The sequence below is a fragment of the Microbacterium sp. HM-570 genome (assembly GCF_054165885.1).
Genome location: NZ_CM135111.1, coordinates 2,853,810 through 2,878,012, shown reverse-complemented (window position 1 = coordinate 2,878,012; position 24,203 = coordinate 2,853,810). Strand labels below are relative to the sequence as shown.

General features: G+C 68.9%; 21 protein-coding genes. 16 read left to right on the top strand and 5 right to left on the bottom strand.

What is annotated here, in order from left to right; genetic code table 11:
* Positions 1–4: 4 nt before the first annotated feature.
* Positions 5–1,342 carry a class I SAM-dependent RNA methyltransferase gene (locus ACT9TC_RS13795; RefSeq protein WP_458041032.1) on the bottom strand — a complete coding sequence of 446 codons (1,338 nt, stop codon included), beginning with the start codon at positions 1,340–1,342 and terminating at the stop codon, positions 5–7.
* A 143-nt stretch (positions 1,343–1,485) separates the two neighbouring features.
* Between ACT9TC_RS13795 and ACT9TC_RS13790 the strand changes: the two genes are divergently transcribed.
* Positions 1,486–2,133, top strand: a complete 648-nt coding sequence (locus ACT9TC_RS13790; protein WP_458041031.1) for a Maf family protein — start codon at positions 1,486–1,488, stop codon at positions 2,131–2,133.
* 78 nt (positions 2,134–2,211) lie between these two features.
* Positions 2,212–3,978: an acetyl/propionyl/methylcrotonyl-CoA carboxylase subunit alpha gene (locus ACT9TC_RS13785; RefSeq protein WP_458041030.1), complete on the top strand. Its 1,767-nt coding sequence runs from the start codon at positions 2,212–2,214 to the stop codon at positions 3,976–3,978.
* Positions 3,979–3,988: 10 nt separating this feature from the next.
* Here ACT9TC_RS13785 and ACT9TC_RS13780 read toward each other — a convergent pair whose 3' ends face one another.
* On the bottom strand, positions 3,989–5,443 hold the full coding sequence (locus ACT9TC_RS13780; RefSeq protein ID WP_458041029.1) for an NAD(P)H-quinone dehydrogenase: 1,455 nt from the start codon (positions 5,441–5,443) through the stop codon (positions 3,989–3,991).
* A gap of 134 nt (positions 5,444–5,577) precedes the next feature.
* Here ACT9TC_RS13780 and ACT9TC_RS13775 point away from each other — a divergent pair, with 134 nt between their 5' ends.
* The 3 genes from ACT9TC_RS13775 (at position 5,578) to ACT9TC_RS13765 (ending at position 9,355) form a co-directional block, all read left to right on the top strand.
* On the top strand, positions 5,578–6,411 hold the full coding sequence (locus ACT9TC_RS13775; protein WP_458041028.1) for a purine-nucleoside phosphorylase: 834 nt from the start codon (positions 5,578–5,580) through the stop codon (positions 6,409–6,411).
* Entirely contained in the window at positions 6,408–8,138 is a 1,731-nt protein-coding gene (locus ACT9TC_RS13770; protein WP_458041027.1) for a phospho-sugar mutase, read from the top strand. The genes ACT9TC_RS13775 and ACT9TC_RS13770 overlap by 4 nt, the downstream gene beginning before the upstream one ends.
* Positions 8,139–8,392: 254 nt before the next feature.
* Positions 8,393–9,355, top strand: coding sequence for a hypothetical protein (locus ACT9TC_RS13765; RefSeq protein ID WP_458041026.1), 963 nt, complete (start codon positions 8,393–8,395; stop codon positions 9,353–9,355).
* A 381-nt stretch (positions 9,356–9,736) separates the two neighbouring features.
* On the opposite strand, the gene ACT9TC_RS13760 is transcribed toward ACT9TC_RS13765, so the two are convergent.
* Together ACT9TC_RS13760 and ACT9TC_RS13755 are read right to left on the bottom strand one after the other, a co-directional pair.
* A complete protein-coding gene (locus tag ACT9TC_RS13760) occupies positions 9,737–9,997 on the bottom strand; it encodes an HPr family phosphocarrier protein (RefSeq protein WP_458041025.1) in 261 nt (86 codons plus the stop codon).
* A gap of 70 nt (positions 9,998–10,067) precedes the next feature.
* On the bottom strand, positions 10,068–11,981 hold the full coding sequence (locus ACT9TC_RS13755; RefSeq protein ID WP_458041024.1) for a BglG family transcription antiterminator: 1,914 nt from the start codon (positions 11,979–11,981) through the stop codon (positions 10,068–10,070).
* Between the two features lie 175 nt (positions 11,982–12,156).
* Between ACT9TC_RS13755 and ACT9TC_RS13750 the strand changes: the two genes are divergently transcribed.
* From ACT9TC_RS13750 to ACT9TC_RS13700, 11 genes are all read left to right on the top strand, one after another.
* Positions 12,157–12,489 carry a PTS sugar transporter gene (locus tag ACT9TC_RS13750; protein WP_458041023.1) on the top strand — a complete coding sequence of 111 codons (333 nt, stop codon included), beginning with the start codon at positions 12,157–12,159 and terminating at the stop codon, positions 12,487–12,489.
* A gap of 23 nt (positions 12,490–12,512) precedes the next feature.
* Positions 12,513–12,797, top strand: a complete 285-nt coding sequence (locus ACT9TC_RS13745; RefSeq protein WP_458041022.1) for an HPr family phosphocarrier protein — start codon at positions 12,513–12,515, stop codon at positions 12,795–12,797.
* A gap of 2 nt (positions 12,798–12,799) precedes the next feature.
* Positions 12,800–14,509 carry a phosphoenolpyruvate--protein phosphotransferase gene (gene ptsP, locus ACT9TC_RS13740; RefSeq protein ID WP_458042938.1) on the top strand — a complete coding sequence of 570 codons (1,710 nt, stop codon included), beginning with the start codon at positions 12,800–12,802 and terminating at the stop codon, positions 14,507–14,509.
* Positions 14,506–16,182: a PTS mannitol transporter subunit IICB gene (locus ACT9TC_RS13735; protein ID WP_458041021.1), complete on the top strand. Its 1,677-nt coding sequence runs from the start codon at positions 14,506–14,508 to the stop codon at positions 16,180–16,182. The genes ptsP and ACT9TC_RS13735 overlap by 4 nt, the downstream gene beginning before the upstream one ends.
* Before the next feature lie 150 nt (positions 16,183–16,332).
* The gene (locus ACT9TC_RS13730) at positions 16,333–16,773 is read left to right on the top strand and encodes a PTS sugar transporter subunit IIA (protein ID WP_458041020.1); all 441 of its coding nucleotides are present in this window, start codon (positions 16,333–16,335) and stop codon (positions 16,771–16,773) included.
* Positions 16,770–17,921, top strand: coding sequence for a mannitol-1-phosphate 5-dehydrogenase (locus tag ACT9TC_RS13725; protein WP_458041019.1), 1,152 nt, complete (start codon positions 16,770–16,772; stop codon positions 17,919–17,921). The genes ACT9TC_RS13730 and ACT9TC_RS13725 overlap by 4 nt, the downstream gene beginning before the upstream one ends.
* 71 nt (positions 17,922–17,992) lie before the next feature.
* The gene (locus tag ACT9TC_RS13720; RefSeq protein ID WP_458041018.1) at positions 17,993–18,955 is read left to right on the top strand and encodes a siderophore-interacting protein; all 963 of its coding nucleotides are present in this window, start codon (positions 17,993–17,995) and stop codon (positions 18,953–18,955) included.
* A gap of 95 nt (positions 18,956–19,050) precedes the next feature.
* Entirely contained in the window at positions 19,051–20,085 is a 1,035-nt protein-coding gene (locus tag ACT9TC_RS13715) for an iron-siderophore ABC transporter substrate-binding protein (protein WP_458041017.1), read from the top strand.
* Positions 20,086–20,095: 10 nt separating this feature from the next.
* Positions 20,096–21,145 carry a FecCD family ABC transporter permease gene (locus ACT9TC_RS13710; protein ID WP_458041016.1) on the top strand — a complete coding sequence of 350 codons (1,050 nt, stop codon included), beginning with the start codon at positions 20,096–20,098 and terminating at the stop codon, positions 21,143–21,145.
* Positions 21,142–22,167, top strand: coding sequence for a FecCD family ABC transporter permease (locus tag ACT9TC_RS13705; RefSeq protein ID WP_458041015.1), 1,026 nt, complete (start codon positions 21,142–21,144; stop codon positions 22,165–22,167). The genes ACT9TC_RS13710 and ACT9TC_RS13705 overlap by 4 nt, the downstream gene beginning before the upstream one ends.
* Complete coding sequence (locus tag ACT9TC_RS13700) at positions 22,164–22,961, top strand: ABC transporter ATP-binding protein (protein WP_458041014.1); 798 nt, start codon at positions 22,164–22,166, stop codon at positions 22,959–22,961. The genes ACT9TC_RS13705 and ACT9TC_RS13700 overlap by 4 nt, the downstream gene beginning before the upstream one ends.
* Before the next feature lie 105 nt (positions 22,962–23,066).
* On the opposite strand, the gene ACT9TC_RS13695 is transcribed toward ACT9TC_RS13700, so the two are convergent.
* On the bottom strand, positions 23,067–24,182 hold the full coding sequence (locus tag ACT9TC_RS13695) for an adenosine deaminase (RefSeq protein ID WP_458041013.1): 1,116 nt from the start codon (positions 24,180–24,182) through the stop codon (positions 23,067–23,069).
* Positions 24,183–24,203: the final 21 nt, after the last annotated feature.

Genomic DNA, 24,203 nt, shown 5'->3' with positions numbered 1-24,203 from the left:
CAGCCTAGCGGGGGGAGGCGACGGAACCTGTGGCGGCGCGTGCTGCGGCTCTGTCGAAGACGGCGATGGCCTCGACATGGTGCGAGTTGGGGAACAGATCCAGCGCGCGGAGGTCCCGCAGCTCATACCCCTCGGCCTCGAACGTCGCGGTGTCTCGCGCGAGCGCCACCGGATCACAGGCGACATAGATGACGGTGCGGGGTGCGAGAGCCGCGATCGCTTGCACGACTCCGGCCCCGGCGCCCGCACGGGGCGGATCGAGGAGGACGGTCGCTTCGTGGTACGGGTCTGCGGACGATCCGGACGATCCGGACGCTTCGGATACCTCGGCCACCTCGGACGCGAGGAACCGGTCGACGCGCGCCGTGATGGCCTCGGCGTTGCCCCAGTCGCGCAGGTTTCGCGCCGCATGATGGGTCGCGCGGGCAGCCGACTCGACCGTCGCGACGCGGGTCGAGGAACCTCCGACCTCACCCATCACGGCGGCGAACAGTCCGACCCCGCCGTAGAGGTCGAGGTTCGGCGCGGCCGGATCGAAACCCGTGCTCGCGAGAGCTTTCGCGACCGCGTCGGCCAGCGTCTGGGCTGCGAGGCGGTGCACTTGCCAGAAACCGCTCGCGTCTACACGGAAAGGTCGGCCGCGCGCCGTTTCGACGACGACCTCGTGACCCGCACTATCGGCGCCGCGCCGCGGTCCGCTCCGTGAGCCGCGGCGCGGGTCCGGAGCATCCGTCCGCTCGATGACGCGGACCTGCCCGTCCGACGGCAGAACGAGATCGACGCGGTCGCCCCGGCGCGTGCCGAGCTGAAGAGCCGCCTCGGCGAGCGCCGGAGCGGCCAGAGGGAGCGATGTGACGGGCACGATGTGGTGCGACCGTGCCGCGTAGGGTCCGACCGCGCCATCCGGTCCGACGTGCAGGCTCAAGCGCGTGCGCCATCCCGTGCCATCCGGAGTCTCGTCGGTTCCCGCGGGCTCGACGACCACGTCGACAGGGCGGTGTGCGAAGCGATCGAACGCCTCGCGGATCACTCGCGCCTTGAGCTCACGCTGCGCATCGAGACGGATGTGCCCGAAGTCCGCGCCGCCCGCGCGGTCGTGCGGCGCCCGGGCGATGTCCGCCTCGGGCCAGATGTGCGGGCGACGACTCTCGGATGCCTCGAGCACCTCGACGGCCTCGGCACGCCAGAACGCGGGGCGCGAGGCATCCGTGATCCGTGCGCGGACACGTTCGCCCGGGATCGCGTCGGGAACGAAGATCACGCGGCCTTCGTGACGGGCCACGAAGATGCCGCCGTGCGCGACGCCGGTGATCTCGAGCTCGATCGTTTCGGCGGTATCCACGCCTCGAGCATTTCACAGTCAGCTCGAGCCGGTAGCAGCTCGCCTGCCCTCGGTGAGCGGTCGCGACACGCCGCGTGTACTCGCAGGTCGCGGCGTGTCGCGTCCGTTCGAGGCCCGCGGGCCCCGCTCGCTACCGTGGAGGCATGCGCGTCTGCCTCGCCTCAACGTCTCCCGCCCGCCTCATGCTGCTGCGCCACGCCGGTATCGAACCCCTGACCCTCGCGCCTGACGTCGACGAGGACGAGGTGATCCGAGCGGTCGAGGCAGCAGAGGCCCGCACCCTTGCCCCCGACGAGCACGTCCTGCTCTTGGCGCGGCGGAAGGCGGCGGATGTCGCGGCGCGTCTCGTCTCGGAGGACCCGGCATTCGACGGGCTCGTGATCGGCGGCGACTCGATGTTCGAGCTCGACGGCGAGATCCTCGGCAAGCCCCACACCCCCGCGAACGCCACGGCGCGCTGGTACGCCATGCGCGGCAAGACGGGCGTACTGCACTCGGGGCACAGCGTCTTCCGTGTCGGTCCCGGGCACGAGCCGCGCGAGGCGCAGGCGGTCGCCCACGCCTCCGTGACCTTTGCCGACGACATCGATGACGCCGAGATCGCCGCGTACGTCGCAACCGGTGAACCCCTGTACGTCGCGGGGGCCTTCACGATCGACAGCCTCGGCGCCCCGTTCATCGTGCGAGTCGAGGGAGACCCGTCGACCGTCGTCGGGATGTCGCTTCCGACCCTTCGGCGTCTGGCCCGCGAGCTGGACGTTGAATGGACGAGCCTGTGGCGGGCGTTGTAGACGTTCCCCCACGTTCTGCGCGGCTTCTTGTCGGGACCTGTCAAAACACGGGGCCGGAGCGTCGGTAGGCTGGCGACCATGCCCGAATTTGGCAAAGTCCTCATCGCCAATCGTGGCGAAATCGCTGTCCGTATCATCCGCGCTACCCGCGATAGCGGGCTCGGGTCCGTCGCCGTGTACGCCGATCAGGATCGCGACGCTCTCCACTCGCGCCTGGCCGACGAGTCGTACGCGCTCGAAGGCTCGACGAGCGCCGACACCTACCTCTCCATCGAGAAGATCCTCTCGGTCGCGCGCCGCTCCGGAGCCGACGCGGTGCATCCGGGCTACGGTTTCCTCGCCGAGAACGCGGGCTTCGCGCGCGCCGTGATCGACGCTGGCCTGGTCTGGATCGGCCCGCCGCCCGAGTCGATCGACGCGCTCGGCGACAAAGTCACCGCCCGCCACGTCGCGGAGCGGGTCGGAGCGCCCCTCGCCCCCGGAACCCCCGGCCCCGTCTCGAACGCGGACGAGGTCATCGCGTTCGCGCGCGAGGTGGGCCTCCCCGTCGCGATCAAGGCCGCCTACGGCGGCGGCGGCCGCGGCCTGAAGGTCGCGCGCGAATTCGACGAGATCGCCGAACTCTTCGACTCCGCGACCCGCGAGGCCGTCACGGCCTTCGGGCGCGGTGAGTGCTTCGTCGAGAAGTACCTCGACAAGCCGCGCCACGTCGAGACCCAGTGCCTCGCGGATGCCGCGGGCAACGTCGTCGTCGTCTCGACGCGCGACTGCTCGCTTCAGCGGCGCCACCAGAAACTCGTCGAAGAGGCACCCGCCCCCTTCCTCACGCCAGAGCAGACCCGCATCCTCTACGAATCGTCCAAGGCGATCCTGCGCGAAGTCGGCTACGTCGGCGCGGGAACCTGCGAGTTCTTGATCGGCGCGGACGGCACGATCTCGTTCCTCGAGGTCAACACGCGCCTGCAGGTCGAGCACACGGTCTCGGAAGAAGTGACGGGCATCGACCTCGTTCGCGAGCAGTTCCGCATCGCCGCGGGTGGACTCCTGGACTACGGCGACCCCGAGGTCACCGGCCACTCGATCGAATTCCGCATCAACGGCGAGGACCCGGGTCGCGGCTTCCTCCCGCAGCCGGGCCCGATCCATGTGTTCAAGACGTTCGGCGGCCCCGGCATCCGTCTCGACTCCGGAGTCACCGCGGGCGACACCGTGAGCGGCGCGTTCGACTCGCTGCTGGCGAAGATCATCGTCACCGGCCGTGACCGGGCCGAGGCGCTCAGCCGCGCCCGGCGTGCGCTCGACGAGTTCGAGGTCGCGGGCCTGCCGACCGTGCTGCCCTTCCACCGGAAGGTCGTACGCGACCCCGCCTTCACCGCCGATGACGGCGTGTTCGGCGTCTTCACACGCTGGATCGAGACCGAGTTCACGAACGACATCCCGCCGTGGGATGGCGAACTCAGCGACCCCACTCCCGCCGAGGCGCGACACACGGTCGTCGTCGAGGTCGCGGGCAAGCGACTCGAGGTCAGCCTGCCCGACCGGATCGTGTCATCCGCCACCGCGGTCGGTCGTCCCGCCGTCGTGCCGCCGTCACGCCGCGATCACGCGAAGACCGTGCTGTCCGGAGCATCCGGTGACGCCGTCAAGGCGCCGATGCAGGCGACGATCGTGAAGCTCGCCGTCGAGGACGGCCAGCAGGTCGTCAAGGGGGACCTCGTCGTTGTGCTCGAGGCGATGAAGATGGAGCAGCCCATTCAGGCGCACAAGGACGGCGTGGTCGGCGGGATCGATGCGAACCTCGGAACCACCGTCTCGGCCGGCCACCAGCTGCTGACGATCAGCTGAGCGGCGGGGCTCAGCCCTCGTCGAGATCCGGTCCGCGGTCGACGACGTGCATCGAACGCGCTAGATCGGTGATGCTGCTCGCGAGCGAAGGGTAGACCGCAAACGCGCGCGAGAGCTGGTCGACACTGAGCCGACGATCCACCGCCACCGCGATCGGGTAGATGAGTTCGGATGCCTTGGGCCCGACGATCACGCCGCCGAGGACCGTGCCCGATCCGCGTCGGGCCATGAGCTTCACGAAACCGTCCGTGATGCCCATCATCTTCGCCCGGGGGTTGGCCGCGAGCGGCAGCTTGTGCACGACGCCTTCGATCTTGCCGTCGACGATGTCCTGCTCCGACCATCCGACAGTCGCGATCTCGGGCGCGGTGAAGATGTTCGCGGCGATCCGGCGGCGCTCGATCGGGATCACGATGTCGCCGAGCGCATGGAAGACGGCCGTGCGGCCCTGCATGGAGGCGACCGACGCGAGCGGCACGAAGGTCGTGCAGTCGCCGGCCGCGTAGATGTTCGGGACGGAGGTGCGCGAGACGCGATTCACGCGGATGTTGCCGGACGAGGTCATCTGCACGCCGGCCTCTTCGAGACCGAGCCCCGCGGTGTTCGGGATCGAGCCGACCGCCATCAGGCAGTGGCTGCCCTCGATGCGACGCCCATCCGAGAGCGTCACGACGACGCCGTCGCCCTCGCGGACGACCGAGTCGGCGCGGGCCTTCGAGAGGAGGGTCATGCCGCCACGGCGGAAGACCTTCTCGAGCACGGCCGCGGCATCCGCGTCTTCACCCGGCAGAACCTGGTCGCGGCTGGAGACGAGCGTGACGCGCGCGCCGAGGTTCATGTAAGCGGAGGCAAACTCGGCCCCCGTGACACCGGAACCGACGACGATCAGGTGCTCGGGGAGCGTCGGCATGTCGTAGAGCTGGGTCCAGGTCAGGATGCGTTCACCGTCGGGCTGGGCGGTCGGCAGCTCGCGCGGCGACGCGCCCACCGAGATGACGAGGGTGTCCGCTTCGACACGGTCGAAGTCCGTGCCGCCGGGTCCGGTCGAGACGACCACCGCACCCGGGCCCTCGAGACGACCATGGCCCGAAATGATGCGGACGCCCGCATCGAGGAGCGTCTGACGCATGTCCTCGGACTGCTGGCGAGCGAGCGAGAGCAGACGCTTGTTGACGGCGGCGAGGTTGATCGCCACCTCCGGTCGACTGGGCTTGCCGTCCGAGTTGCGTGCAAAGAACTGGACCCCGAGGTCGGATGCCTCGGAGATCGCCTTTGCCGCGTCCGCTGTGGCGATCAGGGTCTTCGACGGCACGACATCCGTGATGACCGCGGACCCACCGACACCCGCTCGTTCGACGAGAGTGACCTCGGCGCCGAGTTGGACGCCGGACAGCGCCGCCTCGTAGCCACCGGGCCCGCCACCGATGATTGCGATTCTCTGTGTGCGTTCGAACTCACCCGACATGATCCCCATTGTGTCATCCGCGGCGACGCGGCCTGACGACGCGGTCCTCCCTGTCGGTGCGCTCTTCGCTCGTTCCGCTCGCATCCACCGCGTCGCGTGTGGCCGACACGGTCCGCGCTTCCTAGAGTGGGGGGATGTCAACGCATACCCCCCACCCCCTCGACGACCCCGCTGCGGACCCGTTCGCGATCGCAGCCGAGGCGGCGGCCGACATCGCGCGGCTGACCGGCGTCGAGAAACACGACATGGCCCTGACGCTCGGATCGGGCTGGGGTCGCGCTGCGGAGCTCATCGGAGACACCGTCGCAACCATCCCCGCAACAGAGGTCACGGGCTTCAGTAAGCCGGCCCTCGAGGGGCACGTCGGAACGCTCCGGAGCGTTCGCACGCCCGGCGGCAAGCACGTTCTGGTGATCGGCGCGCGCACCCACTACTACGAGGGCCACGGGGTACGACGTGTCGTCCACAGCGTGCGCACCGCCGCGGCGGCGGGGGCGCAGATCATGGTGCTCACCAACGGTGCGGGAGGCATCCGCGAGACGTGGGCACCCGGCCGGCCGGTGCTGATCAGCGACCACATCAACCTCACCGCGGACTCCCCTCTCGAGGGTGCGACGTTCATCGACCTGACGGACCTGTATTCATCGCGCCTGCGCGACATCGCACGAACCGTCGACCCGAGTCTCGATGAGGGCGTGTACTGCCAGTTCCGCGGCCCTCACTACGAGACCCCCGCCGAGGTGCAGATGGCGAAGGCCATCGGCGGGCACATCGTCGGCATGTCGACGGCGCTCGAAGCGATCGCCGCGCGACAGGCCGGGATGGAGGTGCTCGGCTTTTCACTCATCACCAACCTGGCTGCCGGCATTCAGAAGACCCCGCTCAGCCACGAAGAGGTCATCGAGGCCGGTCGCGAGGCCGAGCCGGTGATCTCATCGCTGCTCGCCCGCGTCATCGGCCAGCTATGACCGAGACGATCTCGCGAGGACCGGATGCTGCGCCATCCGACGATTCCGCACTCGAGGCCGCGCGCGCCTGGCTCGCCGAAGACCCTGACCCCGAGACCCGGGACGAGCTGGCCGGGCTCATCGAACGCGCCGAGGGCGGAGATGCCGAGGCATCCGCTTCTCTGCACGACCGCTTCGACACCCGCCTGGCGTTCGGGACGGCGGGTCTACGCGGCGAGCTCGGAGCGGGCAGCAACCGGATGAATCGTGTGCTGGTCACCCAGAGCGCGGCCGGACTCGCGGCCTTCGTGCGCGGCCGGGTGCCGGACTCCGCCCCGGAGACGCGCGCCTCGATCGTGATCGGGTACGACGGACGCAAGAACTCCGCGGTGTTCGCGCGCGACTCGGCCGAGATCTTCGCGGGTGCTGGGCTGCGCGCCATCCTGCTCCCCCGCATGCTGCCCACACCGGTGCTGGCGTTCGCGGTGCGGCACCTCGGGGCAGACGCCGGCGTGATGGTCACCGCCAGCCACAATCCGCCGCGCGACAACGGGTACAAGGTCTATCTCGGCGGCGAAGACGACGGGGCGCAGATCGTCTCCCCCGCGGATGGCGAGATCGCGGCGCGGATCGACGAGGTCGCCGCGGGCATCCCGGTGTCGCGCATCCCGCGATCGCTCGGGTTCGAGATCGCAGGTGAGGACATCCTCGACGCGTACGTCGCCCAGACCGCGGCCACCGCGCCCGCTCCCGAAGGCGCCCGAGACGTGCGCTGGGTGTATACCGCGATGCACGGTGTCGGGCACGAGACGCTCGACCGTCTACTGTCCGCCGCCGGATATCCCGCGCCCATCACGGTCGACGCGCAGATCGAGCCCGATCCGGACTTTCCGACCGTCGCATTCCCGAACCCGGAAGAGCCGGGCGCCATGGACCTCGCGATCGAGGCGGCCGTCGCGGCGGATGCCGAGCTGATTCTGGCGAACGATCCCGATGCTGACCGGCTCGCCGTCGCGATCCCGGACGGCGCGGGCGGATGGCGGCGCCTCAGCGGCAACGAGGTGGGGCTGCTGCTCGGTTGGCGGGCAGCCCGGCAGGCTCGCGCCGCGGGGGCGCCCGAGGGTTCGTCCCTGGCGTGCTCCCTCGTGTCGTCGCCCGGGCTCGCGGCAATCGCGGGGCACTACGGCCTCGACTTTCACGAGACGCTGACGGGATTCAAATGGATTTCGCGCACGCCCGGAATGGTGTTCGGGTTCGAAGAGGCGCTCGGATACCTCGTCGACCCGCACGTCGTTCGCGACAAGGATGGGCTCTCCGCCGCGGTCGCACTGCTCGAGCTGGCAGCCCAGGCGCGGGCGTCCGGCTCGACGCTGGGCGGCATGCTCGCGGACATGGCGACGCAGTTCGGGCATTTCGCCAGCGCGCAGGTGTCGATGCGGGTGGACGATCTCACCGTGATCGGGCAGATCATGGCGCGGCTGCGGGCAGACCATCCGACCGACATCGGGGGCATCCATGTCTCACGTGTTGACGACCTGCTCGAGGGTTCGGGGGCGCTGCCTCCCGGCGACGTGGTGCGCCTGTGGCTCGACGACGGGTCACGGCTGATCGTGCGCCCGAGCGGCACCGAGCCGAAGCTGAAGGTGTACATCGACGTGCGCGGCGATTCGGCAGAGGATGCCGGGGCTCGCACGGCCGTGTTGGAGGATGCGTCGCGGGCGCTCATCGCGGTGCTGCAGGGCGGCTGAGACCCTCACTCGCCTAGCAGGCAGAAGCCCGCCCGCCGCGGGTCGGCGTGCTTCGCCCGCGGCGGATCGTCGCTGAGAAGTTGGGGCGTGCTCGTCGCGTTGGGGCGTGGGAGGCCACGCCCCAACGCGGTTGCAGCGCCCCGGACGGGATCGCGGCCGCCATTCATCCCTCCACAGCCACCGGGGGTGCAGTTCATCCACGGATGCCCCGGGGATCCGTCGGGCCCCTGGCGCCGTGCGGCCAAGCTCAGCGCATGACCGATCCGTTTACGCTCCCGCTTCTCACCTCACGCAGCCTGACCCGCGAGGGGATGACGTCACGACAGAAAGAGCGCCATCTCGACTCGGGCGACCTCGTCCGGCTGAGACGCGGCGTGTATGTCGAGGGTTCCGAGTGGTCGCAGCTGCGCCCGGAAGGGAAGAGGGTCGTCAGGGCGCGGGGCTGGGCCGAAGCATCCGAGTCCACTCCGGTCTTTTCTCACGCGACGGCTGCCGCGATCCACGGTTTGCCGGTCTTTCGAGCACGGGACGAGCGGACCCACGTGGTGGTGCCGCTGCCGCGAAATCATCTCGCCGAGGACATCAGTCGCCACCGCGGCACCGTCGACTCGGGTGTGACCGAGATCGGTGGGCTGCGAGTGACCACACTCCCCCGAACGATCGCCGACCTCGGCCGATTCGACACCGCCGAGGCATCCATCACGGCTGCGGACGCCGCGTTGCGAACTATCTCAAAGCACCACGACGCCGCGTCCATCGCCGACTTCCGCGAACTCGCGCTCGACTTCCTGCCACGACGCGCGCCCGGTTCTGCAGCTTCATCCCGCACCATTCGCTTCGCAGATCCACGTGCGGACAGACCGGGCGAGAGCATCAGCCGGCTCTACCTGCACTACCTCGGGTTCCCCGTCCCACGGCTCCAGATCGAGGTCCCGGGACCGAACGGCTCGCGATACTTCGTGGACTTCGGCTTCGACGAGCTGCGCACCTTCGGCGAGTTCGACGGGGATTCGAAGTACCACGACCCGGTGTTTCTCGCGGGGCGCACGCCAGAGGAAGCACTGCGGGACGAGAAGGCCCGCGAGGACTGGATCCGTGGCACCACCGGGTGGGCTATGGTCCGATGGACGATGCGAAATCTGGCGTCGGCCAGAGTGTTTCTGCGTCACCTGAGCGCATTCAATGTTCGACCGCCTTTCGGCCGAACATCAGCGTGATCGCACGGGCAATGCACTCCACCCACCCGGGGCGTTGAAGCCCCCGTTGGGGCGCGCGCTCCCACGCCCAGCGGGAACTCCAGCGCCAGAGAAAAATCCAAAGCCCCACACATCCCGCTGGGCGACGCACAGCGTGCCCGACATCCGACCCGGGGCGACAGAATCCCGTTGGGGCGCGCGCCCCCACACCCCAACGGGAGCTCAACGCCCCAAGCATCCGCATGGGCAGCGCGAGCATGCCGTGCACCCGACCCGGGGCGTCGTATTCGCGTTGGGGCGCGAGCTCCGACGCCCCAACGGGAATTCAGCGCCCCAAGCGACATGGCAGCGGAGGCGGAGGCGGCGACTGGCGGGGACAGCGCTCGCTCAACGACCCGGGGCTCAGCGCGCCGGGTCGAGGATGGCCTCGAGGCGATCGAGCAGTGCCTCCGCGTCGTGCCCCTCGACCGTCACGACGATCGACTCACCCCGGTCGACCCCGAGCGTCATGATGCCCAAAATGCTCGCGCCGTCGATCGGCGCGCGGCCCTCGGCGCGCACCTCGACGGCGCCCGGGTAAGCGCTTGCGAGGCGCACGAACTCGGCAGCGGGACGGGCGTGCAGACCCGCCGCGGCCGTCACTGTTATGACGCGTTCGACCATGACACCCCCGCGCCTTCGCCATCGATGAGCCCCGTTGGGCACGTGCGCCCCACTGTACGGGAGGGGTCGCTCAGCCGTCGATGACCGCCACGAGTTCGTCCAGGAAAGCCGGAAAATCGGTGCCACGGCGGAGGATCCTCTGCACGCTCTCGCGCTCCGAGAAAACTTCGACGAGTTGCTCGAACACCGTCTGGAACGCGGCGCGATCGCCTTCACTGAACGCGACGAGCGCCACGACCTGCACCCGTGAGTCGCCCCAGGGAACGGACTGCTCCGACACCGCGATCGAGATCGCCGTGCGCGTCGCCGTCATCGTGAGCGCGTGCGGCACGGCGAGCGCGTCCGTGAACGCGGTGGATGACAGGCGTTCGCGCTCGATCGTGCGCTCGATGTAGTCGTCGTCGATCACGCCCGCGGCTATCAGCGGCGCACCGAGGCGCCGGATGATCGCCTCATCCGAATCCGCAGGATCGAGGCCCCGGACGAAGGCGGCGGCATCGAAGTATTGCTCGAGCTCGCCTCGCAAACGGGCCAGGCGCCGTCCACGCCGCACGCGCGCCGCGGCCGCGCCGACCCGCTCGACATCCCCCTCGGTCAAGAACGGTTGTACGCGGACGATGCGATCGGATGCCTCGGGCGGCGCGATCGTCGTCAACACCAGGTCGGTCGAGATCGCTGCCCAATCCGGGTCGGCACGTGTCTCAACGGTCACGACCTCGATCGAGCGGCCGAGCGACCGATCGACACTCGATCGCAACAGCTCGTGCAGCTCGTAGTAGCCGGGGCAGACGATCGTGGCCGTGACAATCGCATCCGCGCGCCTGCTGCGCTCGAGCCGGCCCCCGACGTGCATCGCGATGTAGGCGAGTTCGTCGTCGTGAAGTTCGAGCCCGAGGCGCTCCTGCAGCTGCAGTGCGAGGAACACGGCGACCTCGAAGATCATCGGATAGCTCGACTTGATCGACCGCGTCAGCGGGTTGCGCGACCACGCGCCCACGCGGGAGCGGTGCCGCAGGTTCTGCACATGCAGCGCCAGGCGCAGCACGAAGTCCTCGTGCCCGAGGTCGACGCCGAATTCATCGACGGCGCGACCGACGGCATCGCGCACGGCCTCTTCGACATCGGGTTCGAGGAGCTCGCGCTGGTCACCGCCTTCGTCGGCGGGCGCGACCACACGCGTCTGCAACAGTGTGGCGAGGTGCCGACGATCGGCGAGGCCGAGATCCACACCGAAGCGGTCCTCCGCGAGCCTCCCGACGATCGCCGCGACACCCGAGTCGGCGCTCGAGTCGGCAGCGTCGGCGATCACGCGGCGGCGGCGCGTGCGGTCCACCGCGATCGCCACGTGGAGCAGCACGTCGGTAATCGCGTACTCGTTGATGTAGAAGCCGTGCGCTGCGAGCTCGGCCACGAGATCGTCCTTGAAGCGGGCGAGGGCGTCCGGGTCGACATACTCGGCGGCCAGGGAGCGGCGCAGGAGAGGTGTTTCGAGGGCCCCGGCATCCATCTCGTCGTGGACGAGCCGGCTGAGAAGACGCCGCTGAGCTTCTTCCGGCCCCCGGAGCCGCAGGATGCTGCCCGCGCGTTCGAGCGACAGCCCGGCGCTCGCGAGGAGCGCGCGCACTCGAGCCAGGTCGCCCTCGAGGGTCGCCTCACTGACGAAGAGCGTCGCCGCCGTGGCATACACATCTATGCCGTCGTCGGCATCGAGCAGGGCTCGGACGAGGGCGTGCAGGCGATCGCGCGGTGTCGAGGCATCGGGAGCGACGTTGCGAAGCGAAGCGACCGTGGCCGGGTCGATGCGGTACCCGAACGGGCCGGACTCGATCGGGTCGGCGTCCGTGAGACGTGCGTTGATCGACGTCACGTAGCTTCGGATGCTTCGCGGGGTGACACCGAGTGCATCCGCGAGCGTCGCCGCTGTGACCCACTCGCCATCGCGCGCCAGCAGCGCGATCACCCGGTCCTGTCGCGCCCTCGTCACGCGCTGCCGCCTTCCTTGCCTGACGCGCGGCGATATCGCGCGTCCCGCTCAGTCAATCACGTCGTTCGTATTCGACGCGGGGAACCCGGCAGAGGTTTCCGCGGGGGCGGAAAGGAGAGTGCATTGTCGGCTCACAGCGATCTCACAACAATGGAACAGAAGGAGGTACGGATCGATGAGGATCCTCGTGATCTGTGGCGCGGGTGCGTCCAGCACCTTTGTGGCGATGCGACTGCGTCATGCCGCGCAGAGCGCCGGTCTCTCCGTGCAGGCCCTCGCCGGCACCGTCGAGTCGCTCGCGGTCGACCTCGACTCCACCGACATCCTTCTCGTCGCGCCGCACCTCGCCCGCGAACTGCCCGATCTCGAGCAGTTCGCCGCGCAGCGGAGCGTTCGAGTCATCCTGCTCCCCGACGACGTCTTCGCCGACATGGATGGCACGCGCACGCTGCGAGCCGTTCTGCCGGCACTCAGCACCGATTTGCCCCTGACCCCCACCGACCATTGACTCCCCCATTGAAAGGACACCCCATGGCTGAGATCACTCGCACCGTGCGTATCGGATCTTCACACGGACTGCACGCCCGCCCGGCGAAGATGTTCGCGCAGGCAGCGAAGGAGGCTGGGTTCCCCGTCACCGTCGCGAAGGACTCGGGCAAGCCGATCAACGCGGCGAGCATCCTCGGGGTCATCTCGCTCGGTGTCGAGCACGGCGACTACGTCACACTCGCGGTCGACACGGATGACGCGGACGCGGGCGAGGCGACACTCGACAAGCTCGCCGAACTGCTCACCACCGACCACGACGCGGCGTGAGCGTGGCAGAGCTGCGGGGCGTCGGCATCGGCCTGGGTGTCGCCCAGGGCCCGGTCGCGCGCATGGCCGAACCGCTTCCGGCGCCCGCCGACGTGGCGAGCGAACTGACTCCGGAAGAAGAGACCTCACGCGCCCGCGCCGCGGTCGCCGAGGTTGCGCGTGAGCTCGAATCCCGCGCCGTCACGGCGGGCGGCATGGCACAGGAGGTGCTCGAGGCCCAGGCCATGATGGCCGAAGACCCGACCCTCGAAGAAGAACTCGACACGCGCATCCAGGCCGGCAGGACCGCCGAGTTCGCGGTCTTCGACGCCTTCCAATCGTTCCGCGCGCAGCTCGAGGCGGTCGGCGGATACCTCGGCGAACGCGCCGCGGATCTCGACGACGTGGCGCAGCGCGTCATCGCGAACCTACGCGGTGTGCCGGCCCCGGGCGTGCCCGACCCCGGGCATCCGTTCGTCCTCGTGGCGAAAGATCTGGCGCCGGCCGACACCGCGCTGCTGGACCTCGACATGGTGCTGGCGCTGGTCACGACCGAGGGCGGGCCGACGTCCCACACGGCGATCCTCGCCCGCGAGAAGTCCATCGTCGCCGTCATCGGCGTCGCGGCCGCGAAAGAACTCGCCGACGGCGACGCGGTGATCGTGGATGCCGCGGCGCACGTCGTCGTCACCGACCCGACCGCCGAGGAGCTCGCCCGGGCGCAGAACCGGGCGGACGCGCGACGTGACGCGGCGTCAGCCCCCATCACCCCGGGAGCCCTCGCCGACGCGACCCCGGTGCCGCTGCTCGCGAATCTCGGGTCGCCGAAGGGCGCAGCCGAGGCCATCGAACTCGGCGCCGAGGGCGTCGGGCTGTTCCGCACCGAGTTCCTGTTCCTGAGCGCCAGTCAGGCGCCGACGGTCGCCCAGCAGCGGGACTCGTACACCCAGCTGCTCGAGGCGTTCCCGGGCAAGAAGGTCGTCGTGCGGGTGCTGGATGCCGGAGCCGACAAGCCCCTGCCGTTCCTCAACGACGCGCACGAAGAGAACCCGGCGCTCGGGCTCCGGGGCCTGCGCGCGCTGCGGGCGAGCGAAGACATCCTGCGCGAGCAGCTGACCGCGTTGGCAGAGGCGGATGCGCGAACCTCGGCCGACCTCTGGGTCATGGCGCCGATGGTCGCGACCGTCGAAGAGACCGAGTACTTCGTCACGATCGCCCGCGAGTACGGGATCAAGACAGCCGGCGTGATGATCGAGGTGCCCTCCAGCGCCCTTCTGGCCGACCGTGTTCTCGCGCACGCCGACTTTGCATCCATCGGCACGAACGATCTGACGCAGTACACGCTGGCGGCGGATCGTCTGCTCGGTTCTGTTTCGTCGTTCCAGGACCCGTGGCACCCCGCCGTACTCCGGCTGATCCGTGAGGTCGGCGACGCCGGCCGCGAAACGGGCAAGCCTGTCGGCATCTGCGGCGAGGCGGCGGCAGACCCGCTCCTGGCCGTGGTGCTCGTGGGTCTCGGCGCCACGACCCTCTCGATGGCGCCCACAGCGATCGCGGATGTTCGCGCCATCCTGCTCGACCACTCGCTCGGGGATGCACGCCGCATCGCCGAGGCCGCCCTCGCCGCGAACGACGCGGCATCCGCACGATCCGCGGCCTTGGCAGCAGCCACAGCCGCATCCACCCCGGCATCCTCGCCGACCGACACACGAGAGAAAGAGACACAGTCATGACGACGACGTCAACCCCTGCGAAGAGCGGGGTCAACAAGGCGCGAGTCGGAGTCCAACGCTTCGGCACGTTCCTCTCGGGCATGATCATGCCCAATATCGCGGCGTTCATCGCCTGGGGCTTCATCACGATGCTCTTCATCGCGGTGGGTTGGCTCGGCGGATGGACCCCGGTCGCACCGCTCCTCGGCGGCTTCGGCAACGCGGACCTGATCAACTGGCCGGGCGCCATGACGGCGCTGGCGGTCGATGACGACGGCAACACGTTCCCGCAGTTCGTCGGCCTCGTCGGCCCGATGATCACGTACCTGCTGCCCCTCCTCATCGCCAACACCGCGGGCCGCATGGTCTACGGCGAGCGCGGTGGCGTCGTCGCCACGATCGCCGTCATGGGTGTCATCGTGGGCACGAACATCCCGATGTTCCTCGGCGCGATGATCATGGGACCGTTCGCGGCCTATGTCACCAAGTGGATGGACAAGATCTGGGACGGCAAGATCAAGCCCGGGTTCGAGATGCTCGTGAACAACTTCTCGGCGGGCATCCTCGGCATGCTGCTGGCGATCCTCGGCTTCTTCATCTTCGGACCGGCGATCCTGTGGTTCAGCGACATCCTGGGTGCCGCGGTCGCGTGGCTCGTGAGCCTGAGCTTGCTGCCCTTCGTCTCGATCATCGTCGAGCCGGCGAAGGTGCTGTTCCTCAACAACGCGATCAACCACGGTGTCTTCACCCCGCTCGGCATCGAGCAGGCGACCGAGACCGGCAAGTCGATCCTGTTCCTCATCGAGGCCAACCCCGGCCCGGGCCTCGGCCTGCTGCTGGCGTTCTCGTTCTTCGGTGTCGGCGCGGCGAAGGCCTCGGCACCGGGTGCGGCGGTCATCCAGTTCCTCGGCGGTATCCACGAGATCTACTTCCCGTACGCACTGTCGAAGCCGATGACGATCCTCGCCCTCATCGCGGGTGGCGCGACCGGTGTCACGACGAACATGATCCTCGGTGGCGGCCTCGCCTTCCCGGCGGCGCCCGGAAGCATCATCGCGGTGACCGCCGCGGCTTCCAGTCCGGCTGCTGGTGGAATCACGAACCTGCTGGTCGTGTACTTGTCGGTGCTTCTCGCCGCGACGGTGACGTTCCTGATCACCGCGGTCATCCTGCGGGCTTCGCGCAAGCGGGACCTGCTCGCCGAAGCCGACACGTTCGGCGCCGCGATCGCTCAGACCGAAGCCAACAAGGGCAAGTCCTCGGCCGCGATGGACGCACTTCGCGTCTCGTCGGGTTCGGACCGTGCCGCCGACCGTGACGCGGATGCAGCGCTCGACAAGCTCGAGACGGAGCGCGAAACCGGCGGCCGCGCCGACGGCGGGCTGCTTACCACGAAGCAGGTCAAGACGATCGTCTTCGCGTGCGACGCGGGTATGGGTTCGTCTGCCATGGGCGCGAGCGTCCTGCGCAACAAGATCAAGAAGGCGGGCATCGACGATGTCACGGTCACCAACAAGGCGATCGCGAACCTCGACGGATCGGCCGACCTGATCATCACGCAGAACCAGCTCACCGACCGGGCTCGCCAGAAGACGCCCGAGGCGATCCACGTCTCGGTCGACAACTTCATGAACTCGCCGAAGTACGACGAGGTCGTGGAACTCGTGCGCGACCAGCACCAGGATGGTGCGTAGGGTCTGATCCGTTGCGGGGTCGGTCGGCGCTGCGCCACCGACCCCGCAACGCTCTCCCTGTACGACCGTGTCCCCTTTTCGTTCGCTATAGGCCTCCCGGAGCGAGCGAAAGTGGGACACGCTAGAGGCAGTCAACAGAAAGGCATCACCATGGCACGCGACGTCCTCACCCTCGGGCAGGTCCGCATCCACTCCGGCTCCGCGACGCGGGAGGAGGCCATGAAAGAAGCCGCCGACATCCTCGAAGCCGCGGGCGCAGTGACGTCCCAGTATTTCGACGCGATGCAGCAGCGCGAGATGACCGTCTCGACGTACATGGGCAACGAGCTCGCGATCCCGCACGGCACCAATGAGACGAAGGATGCGATCCTCGGGTCCGCACTCTCGGTCGTTCGCTACGACGGCGGCGTGGATTGGGGTGGGGAGCCCGTCACGTTCGTCATCGGCATCGCCGGCAAGGGCGATGAGCACCTCGAGATCCTGTCGCAGATCGCGCTCGTCTTCTCCGACGAAGACGAGGTCGCCGTTCTGAAGAACGTCTCCACCCCCGAAGAGCTGTTCGCCGTCCTCAGCGCGGTGAACGAGTCGTGAAGGCCGTTCACTTCGGCGCCGGAAATATCGGGCGCGGCTTCGTCGGGCTGCTGCTGCACGAAGCGGGGTACGAACTCGTTTTCTCGGATGTCTCGGCGGCGCTCGTCGACGCGATCAACGCCGAGAAGTCATACACGGTGCACGAGGTCGGAGTCGGCGGTGTCGACAAGGTCGTGACCGGGTTCCGGGCGATCAACAGCGCCGAAAACCCGCAAGAGGTGATCGACGAGATCGCCGGGGCGAACGTCGTGACCACGGCGGTCGGGCCAACGGTGCTGAAGTTTCTGGCCCCGGTCATCCTGGCGGGCCTCGCGCTGCGCGATCCGTCCGCTCCCCCGTTGCAGATCATGGCGTGCGAGAACGCGATCAACGCCACGGACGTGCTCCGGGATCACATCCGCGATGAGGCCGGCGAAGCCTGGGATGCCGTCGCAAGTCGCGCGGTGTTCGCCAACACCGCCGTCGACCGCATCGTCCCGGCCCCGCAAGACAACCCCGGTGTCGACGTGACGGTCGAGCCCTTCTACGAGTGGGCGGTCGAGCGTCCGCCGTTCGGGGATGACCCGCCACGGATCTCCGGCGCACATTTCGTGCAGGATCTCACCCCGTATATCGAGCGGAAGCTCTTCACCGTGAACACCGGCCACGCCACCACGGCCTACTACGGCGCACGGACGGGCGTCGAGCGCATTTCGGACGCCCTCGCCGTGCCCGAGATCGCGGAGCGCGTGAGCGCGACGCTGGAAGAGACATCCGCGCTGCTCGTCGCGAAGCACGAACTCGACCCGCGGGGGCTCGCCGAGTACCGCGAGCGGATCCTCGAACGGTTCCGCAATCCCGCGCTGCCCGACACGGTGTGGCGGGTGGGTCGACAGCCTCTTCGTAAGCTTTCGCGCCACGAGCGCTTCATCGGCCCGGCCGCGGAAGCGGCGGAGCGCGGGCTGGCGACCTCGGCTCTCGTCGCGGCGATGGGCGCCGCCCTCGCTTTCGAGGATGCGGAAGACCCGCAGTCGGCGGACGTACAGCGGATGCTGCGGGAGCTGGATGCGGCCGAGTTCACCGCGACCGTCACTGGCCTGGACCGGGAGCATCCGCTCTTCGCGCGGGTCGAGGCGGTCGTCGCGGCTCGACAGGCCGAATTGGCCTGACAGGTACCGAGCGCCACGCGGAGCCCCGAGCCGCTTTGCGAGGCTCGGCGCCTTCGCTTAGCCTTACCTAAGTGAACATTCAGACGCGAACACTGCCGAAGCGCTCCCCCGACGTCGCCTTCGTGCCCATGCTGGCCGAGGTCGCACGCATCGAGGTCGTGAGCCCGACGTTCCGTCGCTTCACCCTCACCGGCCCCGAACTGCACACGGTCGCCGACAACCGGTTCGACCAACGGTTCAAGATCCTGTTCCCCGCGTCCGGGGAAGATAACGCAGCGGCGGCACTGGATGAGTTGGTCAACACTGACGACTGGTACGGAGCCTGGCGCGAACTCGACAACGCGGTCCGCCCGCCCATGCGCACCTACACGGTTCGAGTGGTCCGGCCCGAGGCATCCGAGTTCGACGTCGACATTGCACTGCACGGCCGGCTGGGACCCGCCTCGGCGTGGGCCCTCGATGCGAGCGTCGGAGACCGCGTCATCGTGTGCGTGCCGCACACGGGATACACCGGCGGGTTACATGGCGGCGTGGACTGGCGTCCGCCCGCCCAGGTCGAACGCGTGCTGATCGCGGGCGACGAGACCGCTCTGCCCGCGATCTCCGGCATCTTGGAGCGGCTTTCCGCGAGCACGCGGGGTACCGCCGTCGTCGAGGTACCCGAAGCCCGAGACGCAGCGGCGCTCAGTCTTCCGCCGCAGGGCGTGGACCTGCGAATCGTCGTGCGAGGCGATGCAGCCGTGGGCACAGCGCTCATCCCGGCCGTGCGTGCGGCCGCCGCTGAACTGCTGGATGCTCCGGCGCTGTCCCCCACCGACCTCGAAGACGTCGACATCGATGCGGGGCTCCTCTGGGAGGTCCCGACCAACGCACAGGGCGATCCGCTGCTCGCGAAGGCACCCTTCTACGCGTGGCTCGCCGGTGAGGCGCAGCCCATCAAGGAACTTCGCCGCCACCTCGTCTCGGAGCGCGGCGTCGACCGGAAGGCCGTCGCATTCATGGGTTACTGGCGGCGCGGTCGCGCCGAGATGTGACGCGAACGACACCAAACCGATTCGAAGCCTGAGCATCGTTAGGCTAGGCTTACCTTAGCGAGAATCCTCGCGCCATCCTCCCGAAAGGACCTCCCATGAGAGTGCCCCGCAGCATGGGTCTGCTCGTCGCAGCAGCCCTCACATCCACAGCCCTCGTCTCATGCGCTTCCCCCGCAGCCGATGGCGGCTCCGCCACCGAGCCCACCGCGGACGGCTTCCCCGTCACGATCGAGCACGCCTTCGGCGAGACCGTCATCGACGAGAAGCCCGAGCGCATCGCGACGGTCGCGTGGGCCAATCACGAAGTGCCTCTCGCCCTCGGCGTCGTGCCGGTCGGCATGAGCAAGGCAACGTGGGGCGATGACGACGGCGACGGCGTACTGCCCTGGGTCGAGGACCAACTGGAAAAGCTCGGCGCCGAAACCCCCGTGCTCTTCGACGAGACCGACGGCATCGACTTCGAAGCCGTCGCCGACACCGACCCCGACATCATCCTCGCGGCCTACTCGGGTCTCACGCAGGAGGATTACGACACCCTGTCGCAGATCGCCCCCGTCGTCGCCTACCCCGAGGTCGCATGGGGCACGTCCTGGCAGGACATGACGCTCATCAACTCCGAGGCGATCGGCCTCGCCGAAGAGGGCGAAGCACTGGTCGCCGACCTGGATGGCCAGGTCGCCGACGCGCTCGCCGCGTACCCCGAGCTCGAGGACAAGAAGCTGATCTTCGCGTTCCACGACGCGACCGACCTGAGCCAGATCGGTTTCTACACGAGCCACGACACGCGTCCCGGATTCCTCGAGTCTCTCGGCCTGCCTACACCGGAGATCGTTGCCGAAGAGTCGGCCGGCACCGATGGGTTCTACGTCGAGATCAGCGCGGAAGCGGCCGACCGCTTCTCGGACGTCGACATCTGGGTGACCTACGGCGACGCCGAGGGCGCCCTCGTCGACGCCATCATGGCCGACCCGCTACTGTCGCAGATCCCGGCGATTGCCAACGGCCAGATCGCCGTCCTCGAGAACTCGACGCCGCTCGCCTCATCGGCGAACCCCTCGCCGCTGTCGATCGGGTGGGGCATCGATGACTACTTCGGCGTGCTGGCCGGAGCGCTCACTCAGAACGGCTGAGTAACGACCCTTGAGTACCACCCTCACGCCAGGTGGGCGACCGACAGCGACCGCAGCCCTGCGGCGACCCGTCGGCGTCCGCCTGGCGTGGCTGGTCGCCACCGTCGCGCTGCTCGTCGCGCTGGCCGCGGCATCCCTCGCCTTCGGCGCGCGTGACGTCTCGCTCGCCGAGATCGTCGCGGGCCTCGGTGGCGACACCGGCAGCGTCGGCGAGGCGGCGGTCACGCTCCGGATGCCGCGAACGGTGCTCGCCATGCTGGTCGGCGCAGCCCTCGCCCTCTCGGGCTGTGCCATGCAGGCCATCACCCGCAATCCGCTCGCCGACCCGGGCATCCTCGGCATCAGCGGCGGCGCGGCTCTCGCGGTTGTCGTCGGGATCGCCTTCTTCGGGCTCACCAATCCGTACTCCTACATCGGTGTCGCAACTCTCGGCGCGGCAGCGGCATCCGTTTTCGTGTACTTCGTCGGCTCGATCGGACGCGGCGGCGCCACACCACTCAAGCTCGCGCTCGCCGGCGCGGCGTCGGCGGCAGCATTCTCGTCACTCGTGAGCGCGATCCTGCTGCCGCGCGTCGACATCCTCGAGACCTTCCGGTTCTGGCAGATCGGAGGCGTGGGCGGCGCCAGCTGGGACCGCATCCTCGTCGTCGGGCCCTTCCTGGCCCTCGGCGTCCTGATCTGCTTCGTCAGCGCGCGCGGCATGAACTCGCTCGCTCTCGGCGACGACATGGCGGCGGGGCTCGGCGTGCGCGTCGGTCGGACACGCCTCCTCGGCGCGACCGGGGCGGTCATCCTCGCCGGTGCGGCGACCGCGATCGCCGGGCCGATCGGCTTCGTCGGCCTCATCGTGCCGCATCTCTGCCGCCTCCTGGTCGGCACCGACCACCGCTGGCTGCTGCCCTTCTCGGCGCTTGCCGGTGCGGCCCTGTTGACCCTCGCCGATGTCGTCGGGCGCGTCATCACCCGCCCGGAAGAGATCGATGTCGGCATCGTGACGGCATTCATCGGCGCTCCTGTCTTCATCTGGATCGTTCGCCGACAGAAGGTGCGCGAGCTATGACGCTGGATGCCGTCATCGCTGGCCGTCGCGCGCGCACTCGCCGCCGCGCTCGGACCACTTCGATCCTGCTCGCGCTGGTCGTCGTCGCCTACGCGGTGACTCTCATGATCGGTCAGACTTTCTACTCGCCGGCCGAAGTGATCGGGGTCATTCTCGGTCAGGACGTACCCGGTGCATCCTTCACGGTCGGCACTTTGCGCCTGCCGCGGGCGACCCTCGCCCTGCTCTCGGGCGCCGCCTTCGGGCTCGCGGGGGTGACCTTCCAGACACTGCTGCGCAACCCGCTCGCCTCACCGGATGTCATCGGGATCAGCGCGGGCGCGAGCGTGGCCGCCGTATTCGCGGGAGTGACTCTCGGACTCGGCGACCGCGAGGTGTCGGCCTTCGCCCTCATCGGGGCACTCGCGACGGCCGGTGCCATCTACCTCCTGTCGTACAAGGCCGGGTTCTCGGGGATCCGACTCATCCTGATCGGTATCGGTGTCGGCGCGATGCTCGACAGCCTCATCACCTACCTGCTGTCGCGGGCCTCGGCCTGGGACCTGCAGGTCGCGATGCAGTGGCTGACCGGAAGCCTCAACGGGGCCTCGTGGGAGCGCGTGCTGCCGCTGTTGGTGGTCGTGGCCGTTTTCGGACCGCTGCTGATGAGCTCGGCGAGGTCCTTCGCGGCGCTGAGCCTCGGCGACGACACCGCTGCCGCACTCGGCGTGCGCACGAATCGCACCCGCGTGCTCATGATCCTGGCCGCTGTCGCCCTGCTGGCCTTTGCTACCGCGGCGAGCGGACCCATCGCGTTCGTGGCGTTCATGGCCGGACCGATCGCCGCGCGCGTGGTCGGCCCGGGAGGCTCGCTGTTGTTCCCCTCGGCGCTCGTCGGTGCTCTGCTCGTGCTCGTTGCCGACCTCATCGCCCAGTTCGCCTTCGGCACGCGCTACCCCGTCGGGGTCATCACGGGCGTGCTGGGCGCGCCGTACCTGATCTATCTGCTCATCCGGACCAATCGTGCGGGAGGACCCCTGTGACCGGTGTCGATCGGCTCGTGGCCGACAATCTCACTCTCTCGTACGGCGATCGCGAGGTCGTGCACGACCTCGATCTGGCGATCCCCGCGGGTCAGATCACCGCGATCGTGGGGGCCAACGGATGCGGCAAGTCGACCGTCTTGCGTGCGCTCGCGCGACTGCTGAAGCCCCGCAGCGGCTCGGTGCTGCTCGACGGCGAAGAGATCCATCACCTGCCCTCGCGCGAGGTCGCCCGACGCCTGGGGCTCCTGCCCCAGAGTCCGACAGCACCCGAGGGGATCGTGGTAGCCGACCTGATCGGCCGGGGTCGGCATCCGCATCAGCGATTTCTTGCGCGCTGGAGCGCGGAGGACTACGCGGCCGTCGCCGATGCCCTCGACGCGACGGGCATCGCCGACCTCGCCGAACGTGCCGTCGATGAGCTGTCGGGCGGGCAGCGCCAGCGGGTGTGGATCGCGATGGCGCTCGCCCAGCAGACCGACATCCTGTTGCTGGATGAACCGACGACGTTCCTCGACGTGACGCACCAGATCGAGGTGCTCGACCTGCTCACCGACCTCAACCGCACGCGCGGCACAACCATCGTCATGGTGCTGCACGACCTCAATCTCGCCGCGCGATACGCCGATCGCCTCGTCGCGGTGTGCGAGGGCCGCATTCATGCCTCGGGTGCCCCGGCCGCGGTCATCACCCCCACGATCGTCGGCGAGGTGTTCGGCCTCGACTGCCAGGTGATCGCGGACCCGGTCTCGGGCGCCCCCCTCGTGCTCCCCCGCGGCCGCCACCACAGCTGACCCGCCCCGACCCCGACGCCGAGACACCCCTCGGGCGACCAAACACCCAACGACGAGGGGTGTCTGGCCGCAGGAGGGGTGTTTCGGCGTGGGAAGTAACGCGGGTCAGGCCGCGAAACCCTCGGCGATCAGCTCGATCAGCTCTTCGCGCTCCTCGACCGAGAGGAAGGCGGCAGCCGCGGCGTTCAACTGGAACGCCTGCAGATCATCGAGGTCGTAGTCGAACGCGCGCGCGAGCAGCGCGAGCTCACGCGTCAGTGACGTGCGGCTCATCGTGCGGTTGTCGACGTTCACCGTCACCGAGAAACCCAGCTGGTACAGCAGATCGAACGGGTGGTCCGCCAGCTCCGTGCCCCACGCCTCGATCGCCCCGGTCTGCAGGTTCGACGACGGCGAGAGCTCCAGCGGAATCTCACGATCACGCACCCAGCGCGCCACCGGCCCGAATGTGACGACGACCTCATCGCCCGCGCGCGAGACGACGTTCAGATCGGATACCAGCCGCACCCCGTGACCGAGGCGGAGCGCCCGACCATCGATCAGCGCGGACCGGATCGAGTCGATGCCCGCCGCCTCACCCGCGTGCACCGTCACGGGGAAGAACTCCGAGGCGAGATAGGCGAAGGTCGGGCGCAGGCGTGAGGGCGGGAAGCCGTCCTCGGGGCCGGCGATATCGAACCCGACCGCGCCGCGCTCGCGGTGACGCACGGCGAGCTCTGCGATCTCGAGAGAGCGCTCCGTCTGACGCATCGCGCTGAGGATCTGGCCGACGCGGATGCTCCGGCCCGAACGGTCCGCGGCATCCTCGCCCTCTTCGATCCCGGCCTGCACGGCCTCCACGGCTTCGTCGAGGCTCAGACCCCCGGCGACGTGCAACTCCGGCGCCCAACGCACCTCCCCGTAGATCACGCCGTCCTCGGCGAGATCCTCGACGAACTCCCGGGCGACCCGGGTGAGCCCCTCGCGTGTCTGCATGACGTCCGTCACCACACCGAACGCCGAGAGGTATTCGACGAGCGAACCCGAGTCGGTGCGCTCCGTGACCCAGTCGCCGAGACCCGCGACGCCGTCGGCGGGAAGATCGATCCCGGCCGCTTCGGCGAGTTCGACGACGGTCTCGATGCGCACGGCGCCGTCGAGGTGATCGTGCAGGCTGACCTTCGGCAGCGAGCGCACCGAAACCCCCTGCACTCTGAAGTCGCCGTTCGCGTCGATCGTCATACGATCGCCTTCCTCTCGAGT